This is a genomic window from Xanthomonas sp. 3498, from assembly GCF_014199795.1.
GTDB classification, from domain to species: Bacteria; Pseudomonadota; Gammaproteobacteria; order Xanthomonadales; family Xanthomonadaceae; genus Xanthomonas_A; species Xanthomonas_A rydalmerensis.
Map to the genome: position 1 here is coordinate 162,052 of NZ_JACHOH010000007.1, position 13,106 is coordinate 175,157.

The following is a 13,106-nucleotide window of genomic DNA, read 5'->3' on the forward strand; positions in this document are numbered from 1 at the left end:
TAGGCAGCGCTGCGAACCAACCGCAACGACCGGCACGGCTATATCTCGCCTCCCTTGCGGAGGTGCGTGTGAACAGCAAGCTGTACCAACGGGTGCGCGAAGCGCGCAAGCGCACCGGCCTCACCCAGGAGGCGCTGGCGCTGGACCTGGGCGTGACCCGCAGCGCCGTGGCGCAGTGGGAAATGGCCGAAGGCACCGCGCCGGCGGTGGAGCACCTGATCGCGCTGGCCCGCCGCAGCGGGCTGAGCTTCGAGTACCTGGCCACCGGCCGCGGCGAGCGGGTGTTCGGCGAACCGATCGGCGCAGACGCCGCCGCCATCGGCGAACTGCCCAACCAGTACCAGTTCACCGACCAGCAGCTGCGCCTGCTGGAGCGCTTCGAAAGCCTGAGCCCGCGGCAGCGCGCCGGCTTGCTCGACCTGCTCGACACTCGCAAGTCGCGCTGAGCACGCCGCGGGACCCTCGCGCCGTGACGCGTCTAGCGCTGACGAAGGCCACGATCCAGCGGTAGCGCGCTGCAGATCCAGCCGGCGCATGCTTGAATACGGCTCTCGCCGTCGTTGCCCGCGCGCATGCCCGATCGCACTCCGCCCCGTCCCAGCCTCGCCACCTTGCTGCGTCAGCCCGATCCGTCCGCCACGCGGGACGAGGCACCGGTCGCGCCGGCAGCGGGCGACGATGCACCGGCGGCGGCGCTGACCGACACGGCAGCACCGCCCATAGCGCCAAGCGTCTCGCCAACGTCTGCGAACGCGAAGCCGAGCAAGACCGAGGACGACGCCGACACCAACGCGCACCACGCCGCGCGTGACACGGACCTGGGGGCGCTGCCGTCAGCGCCCGCATCGGCGACGGACCCGGCACCAACACTGGCACCGACTACGACCGCGGCCATCGGTACCGCCCCCATCGCGCCTGCGTCCGCCGCCACTGCCGCGCCGAGCTTCCTGCACGGCCCACGCGCGCGACGCCCGGTGCTGCGCGCCGCGCCATGGCAGTGGATCGCGCTGGTCGGGCTGGGCCTGCTGCTGGCGCTGCAGATCCTGATCGCCGATCGCCAGCGCCTGGGAGCCGACCCGCGCTGGCGGCCGTGGGTGGCCGGGGTGTGCCAGGTCCTGCGCTGCAGCGTGCCGGCCTGGCGCGAGCCGGCGGCCTTCACCATGCTCAGCCGCGAGGTGCGGCCGTTGCCCGGCCATGCCGGCACCCTGCAGGTGCAGGCGACGTTCCGCAACGACGCACGCTGGGCGCAGGCCTGGCCGCTGCTGCAACTGTCGCTGGCCGACACCGACGGCCGCACCATCGGCAGCCGCGTGCTGCGCCCGCAGGAGTACCTGGGCCGCGCACGCCCGGACAGCGCCACATTGGAGCCGGGACAGAGCGCACAGATCGCGTTCCAGGTGCGCGAACCGGCCGCCGAGACTGCGGCATTCAGTTTCGACTTCCACTGAGAACGCTGCGTTCGGGCACTGCGCCATGGCAGCGGCGCAGGCCACGCGCTAGACTCGTCCCCCCGCGCCGGCCCTCCTGCCGTCCGGCGCCGCTGTCATCCGGGGATCCGTCGAACTTGAACGCCGCCACCACTCGTCCTGACTCCAGTCGCGGCGCGCCGAAGCCGCCGCTGCGCGAACACGTGGCGCAATCGGTCCGCCGCTACCTGCGCGACCTCGATGGCTGCGACGCCGACGACGTGTACGAGATCGTGCTGCGCGAGATGGAGATCCCGTTGTTCGTGGAAGTGCTCAACCATTGCGAAGGCAACCAGAGCCGCGCCGCGGCGATGCTGGGCATCCATCGCGCCACGCTGCGCAAGAAGCTCAAGGAATACGGGCTGGCTTGAGGGCCGGGATTCGGGATTGCAGCATCCTGTCCTGCAGGACTTGAGTGGCAAGCGATCCGACACAGCACGCGACGCTGGTTGTAAGCGCTGCGCATCATCCTTGTAGGAGCGGCTTCAGCCGCGACGCCTGAAACCTGCATCGCCTCGCGAGGCGATGTCGAGCGAAGTGTTGCCGCGAAGAAGCAGCGAGCGCCGAAGGCCGCACATTGCCATGTGGGAGGGGCTTCAGCCCCGACGCGACACTGGCTGAAGCGCCAGGGCTGCAGCCCTGCTGCAACGAATGCCATGCCACCACCTGGCCGCAAAGCGCGATCGCATCACCCAACCTCCATCGCCGACAGACGAACGGCGATGGGGTCCGAGAGAAATTCCTGCCCGCTTGCTGCGCGATCGGCCCCGACGCGCTATCGGGAAGGCATCGCGGCTGAAGCCGCTCCTACGCACGCACAGCGCGCGACACTCCAGCGAATCCCAAATCCCGACATCCCCACTCCCCGCCCCTCACACCCATCCATAACGGATCAGGTGGAAGAACACCGGCGCCGCAAAACACACCGAGTCCAATCGGTCGAGCACGCCGCCATGGCCTTCGATCATGTGGCCCCAGTCCTTGATGCCGCGGTCGCGCTTGATCGCCGACATCACCAGGCCGCCGAAGAAGCCCATCAGGTTGGCGACCAGCGCCAGCGCGAACGCCTGCAGCGGCGAGAACGGGGTGATCCACCACAAGGCCGCGCCCAGCAGGCTGGCCGAGAGGATGCCGCCGACAAAGCCTTCCACGGTCTTGGACGGCGAGAGCCTGGGCGCGATCAGATGCTTGCCGATCAGCTTGCCCCACACGTACTGCAGCACGTCCGAGGACTGCACCACGATCACCAGGAACGCGAACAGCAGCAGGTTGCGGCCTTCGTAGCCGGGAATCTTCAGGTTCAGCAGCGCCGGCACGTGCGAGATGCAGAACACGCAGATCATCAGCCCCCACTGCACTTTCGCGGTGCGCTCCAGGTAGCGCGTGGTGTCGCCGCCGATGGTGGACAGGATCGGCAGCACCAGGAACGCATAGACCGGGATCAGCAACGTGTACAGGCCGTACCAGTCGCTCCACACCAGCCAGTACTGCCACGGCAGTACCACATAGAACGCGGCCAGCAGCGCGTAGTAGTCGCCGCGCCGGGTCGGGGTGAGGGTGATGAACTCGCGCAGTGCGAACAGCGACACCAGCGCGAACAGCACGATCACGCCCAGGCGGCCGAAGGCGAACGCCAGCGCCACCACCGCGGCCATCACCCACCAGGCGCGGATCCGCGCCACCAGGTTGTCCAGCACCGCGCTGTGCCGTCCGCGCGCGCGCCAGCGCAAGGTCTCGGCGATCAGCGTGGCCACGATCAGCACCGTGGCGATGCCCAGGAACAACCAAACCGTCTGTTGCCGCAGCGAGGATTGCTGCAGGTGTTCGCTCAGCGCGATCGGATTCATCGGGCCGCCTCCGCCTGCTCCGGCGCCAAGGCCAGCAAGGCCGCACGCGCGCGATCGAGGAAGGCCTGCTTGTCCTCGCCGGCGCCCAGCCGCAGCGGTTCGCCGAAGGTGGTGGTGCACAGCAGCGGCAGCGGCAGCCACATGCCCTTGGGCATCACCCGCTTGAGGTTGTCGATCCACACCGGCACGAACTCCAGTTCCGGCCGCTGCCGCGCCAAGTGATAGAGACCGCTCTTGAACGGCAGCAGGCCATCCTCGGTGTTGCGCGTGCCTTCCGGGAACAGGATCAGCGAGCCGCCGGCGTCGACCGCCTCGCACAGGCAGGCGATCGGATCGCGCTGGCGCTGCTGCGGATCGCGCTCGATCAGCACGCCGTTGAACACGGCATGGATCAGGTAGCGACGCAACGCGTCGCGCTGCCAGTAGTCGGCCGCCGCCACTGGCCGCACCTCGCGCCGCAGCGGCGCCGGCAACGACGACCAGATCAGCACGAAATCGCCGTGGCTGGCGTGGTTGCCGTAGTACACGCGGCGCTCGCTGGACGGCATGCAGCCACGCCACAGCGCACGTGCGCCGGTGAGCAGACGGATCGCGGCGCTGCAGCCGCGGGCGATCAGGCGGGCGATCATGTCCACTCCAGTTCGCGCACGATGGCGCGCACGCGCATCACGATGGTCAGGGCGGCGGCGGCGATCAGCAGCGCCAGCGCCACGGCCAGGATCATGTGGGCCAGCGTGGCGTGCTGCAGCAGCAGCGCCGCGGCCGCCGCCAACGCGGCCAGCGACAGCCAATGCATGCGCTGCACGCGCGCCATCGGCCCCTGCAGCGGTTCGCGCACCGCGCAGGCCAGGCCGAGCATGCGCACATAGGCGGTGCCCACGCACAGCAAGGCGGCGGCCCAGCCCAGTTCCGCGCCGATGCCCAGCACCGGCTGCAGGCCATAGCCCACGCCCAGGCACACCGCCACATCCGACAGCCGGTCCGGCGCCTCGTTGTACACCGCACCGGCACGGCCGATCAGTTGCGCCTGATGCGCCAGCAGCCCGTCCAGGCGGTTGCACAGCAGCCGCGCCTGCAACGCCAGCGCCGCCAGCACCAGCAGCGCGGCGGCATTGAGCGGCGGCTCGCGCCAGGCCAGGGCGAACATCAGCGCGGCCAGCACTGCGCACGCCAGCCCGGTCCACGACACGCCGTTGGGCGTGGCCCCGCGCGCGCGCAACGCCAGCGCCAGGCGCGCACGCCACTGCGCACGCCGCACCTGCCAGGTCGAACCGGCCATCAGTCGCCGCCTCCACACCCGCCGCAGCCACCGCCGCCGCAACTGCTGCCGCCGCCGCCGTCGCTGCTGCCACCGCCGCCACCGCAGCTATTGGTCGACGCGTTACCACCGCCACCGTTGGACAGCGGCGAACGCAAGGCGTGGTAGTCGGCCCAGGGCGTGGTCATCAACACACTGGTGCCGGCCAGGGCCAGCGGCAGCGCCAGGTGCGAACCGGGCGCCAGCGAGGGAGCGGCGACGCCGTCGCGCCAGGCCGCATCGCGATCGGCCAGCAGCGCGTCGCCGGCGACGCTGCGCCGCGGCGGCGTGAGCAGGAAGCCGAGCGCAACGACCGTGACCACCACCATCGCCGCCACCAGGAAGCCGATCGGGCGCTGCAACTGCAGGCCGATGCGCAGCTTCAGCAGGCCCACGGTCCACAGCGCCAGCAACGGTGCGGCGCCGAACAGGCGCGCACACAGCGCCTGCGCATGGCCCAGCCACAGCCCCTTGGCGACCAGGGCCCGGCGCAGCGGTGCGGCGTCGCGCCGCAAGGCGGCCAGCGCCTGCTGCAGCTGCGGTTGCGCACGCACGATCGCCAGCGCGCGCTGCAGCGCCGGCGGTGCGGCGACCCGGGTGTGTTCCAGCCGCGCGTGGCGGCGCAGGCGCGGGTCGGCTTGCAGGCGCACCGCGCCGGCCGCCAGCAGCAGGGCCAGTTGCTGATCGGCGACGCGCTCGCTGCCGCCGGCCAGATACGCCAGCTCGGCCGGATCCAGCGGCGCCTCGGTGTCGCCGCCGCGCAGTCCGCGTACGGCCAGGCGCAGCCGCGCGCCCAGGCTCCAGGCCAGGCCGATGCCGGCCAGGAACAGCAGCAGGAACGGCGGCCCGGGCCAATGCAGCGGCGAGTGCGGGCCGTTGCCCTGCCAGAGCACCGCGAACAGCAGCGCCACGCCCAGGATCCAGCCCCACAGGGCGACGCCGCCGCGCGCGCGGACCACACGGCGCGTGCCTGCCTGGCGCGGTGCCGGCGCGGTCGGCGCGCCGGCCGGGGCCGGCCAGCACGCCAACGGCGGCTCGCCGAAGTGATGCCAGTAGTGCCCCAGCGTGGCCTTGTACTGCGCCTGAAAGCGCTCGGCGTCGGCCGGGTCGCCGCGCCCGGGGTGATGATGCAGGGTGATCCGCAGCACCTGCGGACAGAACCGTTGCCAGTACTCGCGGGTGTCGGTGAGGTGGGTATGCCAGACCTGGTCGACCAGGGCACTGGGCGTCACCTCCTCGCCGGCCACGCAGGCCAGGAAGCAGAAGCGTCGATATTCCTCGACCGCCCGCGCGGCCAGCGCCTGCGACACGTTGGCTTCCTTGGCGACGCGGCGCACGAACGCCGGCAGCGCCGCTTCGCCCTCGCCGAAACGGTAGGCCTGCAGCCGCTGCCACAGCGCGTGCCGGGCCGCATCCACCTCGGAACGCAAGGTCGTTGCGGGTTCATCGGTCATGGCGCCTGCCTCCTCATGCAAACTGCCCCGTGCACAGCGCCAGTACCAGTGCCAGCAGCTGCACCGCGAGCGCGATCAACTGCCGCCGCAGCAGGCGGCGCATGCCCTGCCAGCGCGCCAGCCAGTCGCGCGGCGGCGGCAGCGTGCGCAGCAGGCCCAACCTGTGCAGGACTGCGTCCAGATCGGCACCGGCGCGCGCTGGATCCGCTTCGGTCAGCACTGCCTCCAGCAGATCCGCATCCAGCCCGACCCGGGCCGCCCAGTAGCGCTGCAGCAGGCCGGCCAGCGCCGAACATCCGCACAGCGCCGCGGCGAGCACGGCGCCGGTGCCGGCATACCAGGCGACCAGCAGCAGGGCCGTTGCCAACACCACCTGCGACAGCCGGTCCAGTGGCGCGCCCTGGCGCAGCACGGCCGCCATCGTGCGCAGTTCCAGCGACGCGCTCATGCCGGCAGCTCCTGCGCCTGCAGCGACGCCGGCGGCGCAGTGCAGGCGGCGGCGATGGCGGCACGCTGCGCCGGCCCCAGCACGATGCGTGGCGCGCGCGCCTGCAGCAGCGCCAGCGCGTCGTCCACGCTAACGGCGCGGCCGCTGCGCAGCAGCCAGGTGGCGACCGCGGCCGCGCTGCGCGAATAGCCCAGCGCGCAGCAGGCCAGCACCGGGCCGTGCACGCGCGCCGCTTCGATCGCGTCGGCGGCCGCATGCAGGGCCGCGGCCGGCGGCGCCACCAGGTCCAGCATCGGCACCACGCGGTCGTGCGCCTGCGCCGGATGCAACGACAGTTCCGCGCTGACGTCGACCACCGCGGCGAAGCGCGTGCGCTCGCCGCGGCCGGGCATGCGCCCGAGCCAGACGCCGTCGGCGATCGCGCGTGGCGCCGGATCGCGCCAGGTCCAGGCGCGCGAGTTGAGCCACGCGGCAACCAGGTACGGCGCGTACAACCAGCGCGCGGCCAGGCTCAGGCGGCCGTCGGTGCGCTTCTGCAAGCCGAGCGGACCGAGCAGCGCATAGCTGAGCGCGACCAGCAGCAGCGACAGCGCCGGCCACAGCAGCCACCAGCCGGCGCCACCGAGCGCGCGTGCGGCGGCCACGCAGGCCGCGCTGCCGAGCAGGTACAGCGCGGCCAGGCGCCAGCGCCGCGGATCGCGCGCGAGTGCCGCCGCGCGCAACGGCGCGGCGATGCGCTCCGGCCATAGCCACACGCACAGCCAGCCGGCGGCCAGGCCGGTGGGCACATCCAGGAAGTGGTGCTGATAGGTGGTCAGCACCGACAGCCCGATCAGCGCGAACCAGCCGTGCAGGGCCAATCGCGCCAGCCCGTGCAGGTGCTGGGCGTAACGCACCCACAGCACCACCAGCAGCACGATGTGCAGCGACGGCGCCTGGTTGAACGGTTTGTCGAAGCCGAGCAGCACCGCGAACAGCCAGCCGAACACGCCCTCGGTGGGCGGCCGCTCGAAACCGAAGCGCAGCGGCCACAGCAGGAAGCAACCCACCGCCAGCAACTGCGCGGTGAGCAGGCGCCGCGCATGCGTGTCCAGTTCGGCACGCGTGCGGCACACGAAGAACGAGGCCACGTAGAACAGGTCGATCGACCAGTACGGCACGATGGTCCACGGCCAGAACGGGATCTGGGTTTCCCAGGCGAATGGCAGCGACGGCACCTCGACGCGACGCGCGGCCAGCGTGTTGGCCAAGCCGTAGCTGAGGAAGAAGAACGGCCCCAGCAGCGCCAGCCAGACCAGCGCACGCCGCCACGGCCGCGCGGCGGCAACGCTCATGGCGCGATCCGCTGCGCCAGCGACACGGTGAAGATGCCCCAGTCGTCGATGCGCTGCTCCAGCTTGCGGAAGCCGGCCGCGCACACCAGCTCGTCCATCTCCTGCTGGGTACGCCGGCGCATCACCCAGGCCGCACCGTCGCGGTGGCTGGTCAACGCGCGGGCGATGAATTCCAGCTGCGGGTGCCAGGGCTGGCCGGTGTAGGCCAGGTAGCCGCCCGGCTCCACTGCCGCGGCCACGCCCTGCAGCGAGCGCAGCACCTGGTCGTTGTCCGGGAACAGCTCGTACAGGCCCGACACCACCGCCAGCGTCGGCCGCGGCTGCAGCGCCGCCAGCGCGTCGCGGTCGAAGGCATCGCCCTGCTCGAAGCGGGCGATGTCGGTGGCGCCGAGCGCGGCGATCAGCGCGCGGCCCTGCGCCACGTTCAAGGGACTGAAATCGCGCAGCAGGATCGCGTCGGCGCGCTGGCTGCCACCGGCCAGCGCTTCCAGTACGTAGCGGCCATGGCCGGCGGCGATGTCCAGCGCGCGCACCGGCAGGCCGGCCGCGCGCAGGCGCTGCATTGCCAGGCCCAGCAGTTCGTGCAAGTGCTGGCGACGCACGCGGATGCCGCGCCAGCCGATCGCATCCAGGTAGTTGCGGTCGATCATCCGCCCCAGCGGGCCGCGCCCGGCGGCCTGATCGCGGTAGATGTAGTCCAGCGTGCTGCCGGAATCGAAGCCGGTCTGCAGGCCCAGCGCGATGCCCTCGGACAGCCGCCCCCCCAGGCGCAGGCCGGCGCGCACGCCGCGCCAGCGCAGGTCCTGCAGGCTGTAGCGCTCCGGCGGCCAGGCCAGGCGCTCGGCTTCCTCGAAGGTCGGGCCATGCCGGTGCGCCTGCAGCAGGCTGGGCAGCGCCGGCGCGGCGGCGAAGCGCTCGCGCACGAAGCGGCGGATCTGCGCCAGCGCCGGTGCGCGGTCGCGCTCGCCCAGGGTGTCGTGGAAGAAACCGGGCAGCAGGTGGCGCTCCTTCACCGGCGAGGACAAGCGCTCGTAGAAGCGATCCTGCGGCCCGCGATGCACCACGAAATCGCTGCCCGACACCAGCAGCTGCACCGGCACGGTGATCGCCTGCGCGTCGCCGACCACGCGGTCGGCCGCCGTATACAGACCCAGCAGCACCCGCACCGAGATCGGCCGGGTGATCAACGGATCGCTGCGGTAGCTCTCGACCCGCGCCGGGTCGTGGGTCAGCCACTGCGGCTTGACGTAGCTGTTGACGAAGAAGTTGCCGCGCAACTTCTGCATCAGGGCCAGCCCGGGCCGTGCGAACGGCACGTACAGCTTGACCTTGAACGCCGGCGAGGCCAGCACCAGCGCGCGCAGCGGCGGCGCATAGTCGTGCACCCAGGTGCTGGCGACCACCGCGCCCACGCTCTGCGCGATCACCACGATGTCCTGCACGGCGATGCCGTGGACCTGCCCGATGTGCGCGACGAAGCGGTCCAGGTCGCGCACCAGTGCCGGGAAACCGGGCGCGTCGCCGCGCGCGCCGGGCGAGCGGCCGTTGCCGCGCGCATCCCAGGCGAACACCGCGCAGTCGTCCAGTCCCAATTCCTCGGCCAGGTGCATGACCCGCCCGGAATGCTCGTGGCCGCGATGCAGCAGCACGATCGCCCGCGGCGGCGCCACCGGCGCGGTGGCCGGCCAATGCCGGTAAAACAGCCGTGTGCCGTCGAAACTGGCGAATTCGCTTTCGTTGACCTGCCGCATCCGTTGCCGATGTCCTGTCTGTGGTGAATCCATGTATCCCGCGGCCCGCAATGGCCGCACCCGCTCAGTCGCGCGCGTCCGCCTCGCGCAATCCGGCCGCGACGCGGCGCACCGTCGTCGACACGCACAGGAACGCCACCACCCCAGCGAAGCCATTGACGGCTGGCGCACCGGGCAACCCGCACGCCAGCAACACCCCCAGCACGCCGACGCAGAAGGCGCGATCGCTCTTGCCCATCGGCCCATCGTAACGGCGGCTGGCGCCGACCATCAGCCCCAGCACCCCGGCATACTCGGTCAGCGCCGCGGTCAGCACCATCAACCACACCCAGCCGCCCATCACGCCCGGCACGCTCAGCAGGCTCAGGTACAGCGCCGCATCGGCCACCACGTCGCACAGTTCGTTGAGGTAGGCGCCCAGCCGCGACTGCTGGCCGAACTCGCGCGCCAGCATGCCGTCCACCGCGTTCAAGGCCATCCGCAGCAGCATCCACACCGGCAGCAGCGCATACCACAGCGGCTGCGCCGCGCCTTGCGCGTAGACCACCGCGGCGACCAGCAGCGACAGCAGCGCCGCGGCCACCGTCACCTGGTTGGCGGTGACGCCGAGTCGGTCCAGCACGCGCACGCCCGGCCGCAGCAGGTCCTGGAAACGTCCTTTGAGGGCATAGATCGACACGCGCGTGGTCCTGACGGCGAGGGCGGGGCGGCGACAGCCTAATGCATCGCAGCGGCTGCGCGCGCGATGGCGCAGCCCGCCACGCCCGCGCCAGGCGCCGCGTGCGGCGGCACGACCAGTGCGCGTCGCCGTCACGCCGCGGGGGCCGCGCAGCACTGTCTGCGGCACGAGAACCCACCTACGCAAGGGCCGCCGAGCGCTCGGCGTCATCGCGTGGAATCGACCTTCGCACGCACGATCCGCTTACCCGGTGCGGGCCCCAGCCGGGCGTCGGCGGGCCTCAGCGCCTACAATGGCGGCCCGTTCCGCTGCCCCCGCCCTGCCCCATGCCCTCCGATTTCCTGCCCGTGCGCCGGGCGCTGCTGTCCGTTTCCGACAAGACCGGCCTGATCGACCTGGCCCGCGCGCTGGCCGCGCGCAACGTCGAACTGCTGTCCACCGGCGGCACCGCCAAGGCGCTGCGCGAGGCCGGGCTGGCGGTGAAGGACGTGTCCGAACTGACCGGCTTCCCGGAGATGATGGACGGCCGGGTCAAGACCCTGCACCCGCTGGTGCACGGCGGCCTGCTTGGCCGTGCCGGCACCGACGATGCGGTGATGGCCGAACACGGCATCGCCGCGATCGACCTGCTGGTGCTGAATCTGTATCCGTTTGAGGCGGTCACGGCGAAGGCCGACTGCACGCTTGCCGACGCGGTGGAGAACATCGACATCGGCGGCCCGGCGATGCTGCGCTCGGCGGCCAAGAACTTCGCCCGCGTGGCCGTGGCCACCGACCCGGCGCAGTACGCCGAGCTGCTGGCCGAGCTGGAGGCCAACGACGGCCGGCTGTCGGCGGCCAAGCGCTTCGCCCTGGCGGTGGCCGCGTTCAACCGCGTCGCCCAGTACGACGCGGCGATCAGCAACTACCTGTCCGCGGTCACCGCCAGCGACGCCGCGGTGCCGACGCGCAGTCCCTTCCCGGCGCAGATGAACTCCAGCTTCGTCAAGGTGATGGAACTGCGCTACGGCGAGAACCCGCACCAGCAGGCCGCGTTCTACCGCGACCTCCACCCCACGCCCGGCACCCTGGCTACCTTCACCCAGCTGCAGGGCAAGGAGCTGTCCTACAACAACATCGCCGACAGCGATGCGGCCTGGGAATGCGTGCGCCAGTTCGACGCGCCGGCCTGCGTCATCGTCAAGCACGCCAATCCGTGCGGCGTGGCGGTCGGCGCCGGCTGCGGCGATGCCTACGAACTGGCCTACGCCACCGACCCGACCAGCGCCTTCGGCGGCATCATCGCCTTCAACCGCACGCTGGACGCGGCCACCGCCAAGGTCATTCTGGACCGCCAGTTCGTCGAGGTGCTGATCGCCCCCGACTACGACGACGCCGCGCTCGAATACGCCAAGAAGAAGGCCAACGTGCGCGTGCTGCGCATCCCCGCCGGCGACGGTGCCTACGGCATCGACAGCAAGCGGGTCGGCTCGGGCATCCTGCTGCAGACCAGCGACGCCCACGTGGTGCCGCGCGATGCGCTGAAGGTGGTGACCCGGCTGGCGCCGAGCGAGGCGCAGTTCGCCGACCTGCTGTTCGCGTGGAAGGTGGCCAAGTACGTCAAGTCCAACGCCATCGTCTACGCCAAGGACCACCGCACCATCGGCGTCGGCGCCGGGCAGATGAGCCGGGTGTACTCGGCGCGCATCGCCGGCATCAAGGCCACCGACGCCGGCCTGGCCGTGGAAGGCTCGGTGATGGCCTCCGATGCGTTCTTCCCGTTCCGCGACGGCATCGACGCCGCCGCCGCGGCCGGCATCAAGGCGGTGATCCAGCCCGGCGGTTCGATGCGCGACGCCGAGGTGATCGCCGCGGCCGACGAGCACGGCATCGCCATGGTGTTCACCGGCGTGCGCCACTTCCGCCACTGAGTCCGGAGCGATGCGCATGTCCGCTGTCGCGCCGTGTCCGCTCGCCGTGCTGGCCCTGGCCGGCGCCGTCGTACTCGGCGGCTGCGCGCCGGCGCCGGCACCCTCACAAGGCAAGGCACCTGCGGCAGCGCCCGCCAGCGCCGCCGCGCCAGCGCGCGTCAGCCGCACCGCGGGCCTGCTCGCATTCGTGCAGCAACGCTACGGCAGCGCCGCGACGCTCGCCGGACACTGGCCGGGGCAATGGACCCAGGACGGCGCTAGCCATGCGGTGGACTGGCAGATCTGCGCCGAACAACCGGTGGTCATCGGCGACGGCTGGCAGCAGTTGCTGGCGGTGTGCGGCGCGCTGCGCGATGCCGGCCACCCGGAGCCGGGCACCATCGACTTCTACGTGCTGCGACCCGAGGGCCAGGGCTTCGCCGTCGCCGCCGAACGCACCGGCGGCACCTACGGCAGCCAGGGCCAGCCGGGCGAGGTCGGCATCGTCCGCGCCGGCAGCGACTTCTACGGGTTCCGGGTCGAGGACGGCTGGTTCGGCCAGGGCTACGCGCTGCAATCGCAGACCCTGATCCTGCCCGGCCCCAAGGGCCTGGTCGACGCCGGCAGCGTGCGCAGCCACATCGACAACGGCGGCGCCGCCGACTGCGACGACGCCGATGCGGCGGCGGACTGCAAGGCGGGCCAGTTCAACATCGACTTCGCCCTGCGCTTCGACGACCGCGACCATGCCGCCCGCGTGTGGCCGCTGCTGATCGAGGAAACCGGCACGGACTGCGGCCAGCGTCCGGTGCACCGCGAACACCGTTTCGCGCTGGATCAGAAGACCTGGACCTACCATTTCCCCGAGGCGCTGCAGCGCGAAGGCTGCACGTGAGGCGTGCGCGCCCGGTGCACCCGCTTCCCTTTCCCCTGCAATCTGG

Annotated in this window: 13 protein-coding genes; 5 read left to right on the plus strand and 8 right to left on the minus strand. The window is 71.7% G+C overall.

What is annotated here, in order from left to right:
* The first annotated feature begins 68 nt into the window (after positions 1–68).
* From GGR66_RS18030 to fis, 3 genes are all read left to right on the plus strand, one after another.
* Positions 69–446, plus strand: coding sequence for a helix-turn-helix domain-containing protein (locus tag GGR66_RS18030; protein ID WP_184449587.1), 378 nt, complete (start codon positions 69–71; stop codon positions 444–446).
* Between the two features lie 126 nt (positions 447–572).
* Complete coding sequence (locus GGR66_RS21280; RefSeq protein ID WP_255421771.1) at positions 573–1,448, plus strand: DUF3426 domain-containing protein; 876 nt, start codon at positions 573–575, stop codon at positions 1,446–1,448.
* 116 nt (positions 1,449–1,564) lie between these two features.
* Positions 1,565–1,837, plus strand: a complete 273-nt coding sequence (gene fis / locus GGR66_RS18040) for a DNA-binding transcriptional regulator Fis (protein ID WP_003471008.1) — start codon at positions 1,565–1,567, stop codon at positions 1,835–1,837.
* 501 nt (positions 1,838–2,338) lie between these two features.
* On the opposite strand, the gene GGR66_RS18045 is transcribed toward fis, so the two are convergent.
* The 8 genes from GGR66_RS18045 to GGR66_RS18080 form a co-directional block, all read right to left on the minus strand.
* The gene (locus GGR66_RS18045; protein WP_184449589.1) at positions 2,339–3,313 is read right to left on the minus strand and encodes a phosphatidate cytidylyltransferase; all 975 of its coding nucleotides are present in this window, start codon (positions 3,311–3,313) and stop codon (positions 2,339–2,341) included.
* Entirely contained in the window at positions 3,310–3,942 is a 633-nt protein-coding gene (locus tag GGR66_RS18050) for a lysophospholipid acyltransferase family protein (protein WP_160966489.1), read from the minus strand. The genes GGR66_RS18045 and GGR66_RS18050 overlap by 4 nt, the downstream gene beginning before the upstream one ends.
* Complete coding sequence (locus GGR66_RS18055) at positions 3,939–4,592, minus strand: CDP-alcohol phosphatidyltransferase family protein (protein WP_160966487.1); 654 nt, start codon at positions 4,590–4,592, stop codon at positions 3,939–3,941. Before GGR66_RS18055 ends, GGR66_RS18050 begins: the two co-directional genes overlap by 4 nt.
* Positions 4,592–6,064, minus strand: a complete 1,473-nt coding sequence (locus tag GGR66_RS18060) for a TIGR04222 domain-containing membrane protein (protein ID WP_184449591.1) — start codon at positions 6,062–6,064, stop codon at positions 4,592–4,594. The genes GGR66_RS18055 and GGR66_RS18060 overlap by 1 nt, the downstream gene beginning before the upstream one ends.
* A gap of 13 nt (positions 6,065–6,077) precedes the next feature.
* On the minus strand, positions 6,078–6,512 hold the full coding sequence (locus GGR66_RS18065; protein WP_184449594.1) for a hypothetical protein: 435 nt from the start codon (positions 6,510–6,512) through the stop codon (positions 6,078–6,080).
* Positions 6,509–7,846, minus strand: coding sequence for a phosphatase PAP2/dual specificity phosphatase family protein (locus GGR66_RS18070; protein ID WP_184449596.1), 1,338 nt, complete (start codon positions 7,844–7,846; stop codon positions 6,509–6,511). Before GGR66_RS18070 ends, GGR66_RS18065 begins: the two co-directional genes overlap by 4 nt.
* Positions 7,843–9,597, minus strand: a complete 1,755-nt coding sequence (locus GGR66_RS18075) for a bifunctional alpha/beta hydrolase/class I SAM-dependent methyltransferase (protein WP_184449598.1) — start codon at positions 9,595–9,597, stop codon at positions 7,843–7,845. Before GGR66_RS18075 ends, GGR66_RS18070 begins: the two co-directional genes overlap by 4 nt.
* Before the next feature lie 64 nt (positions 9,598–9,661).
* On the minus strand, positions 9,662–10,276 hold the full coding sequence (locus GGR66_RS18080; protein WP_184449601.1) for a CDP-alcohol phosphatidyltransferase family protein: 615 nt from the start codon (positions 10,274–10,276) through the stop codon (positions 9,662–9,664).
* A gap of 326 nt (positions 10,277–10,602) precedes the next feature.
* Here GGR66_RS18080 and purH point away from each other — a divergent pair, with 326 nt between their 5' ends.
* Together purH and GGR66_RS18090 are read left to right on the plus strand one after the other, a co-directional pair.
* Entirely contained in the window at positions 10,603–12,186 is a 1,584-nt protein-coding gene (gene purH, locus GGR66_RS18085) for a bifunctional phosphoribosylaminoimidazolecarboxamide formyltransferase/IMP cyclohydrolase (protein WP_160966475.1), read from the plus strand.
* A 16-nt stretch (positions 12,187–12,202) separates the two neighbouring features.
* Positions 12,203–13,060 (plus strand): hypothetical protein, encoded by an 858-nt coding sequence (locus tag GGR66_RS18090; protein ID WP_184449603.1) that lies wholly within the window; start codon positions 12,203–12,205, stop codon positions 13,058–13,060.
* Positions 13,061–13,106: the final 46 nt, after the last annotated feature.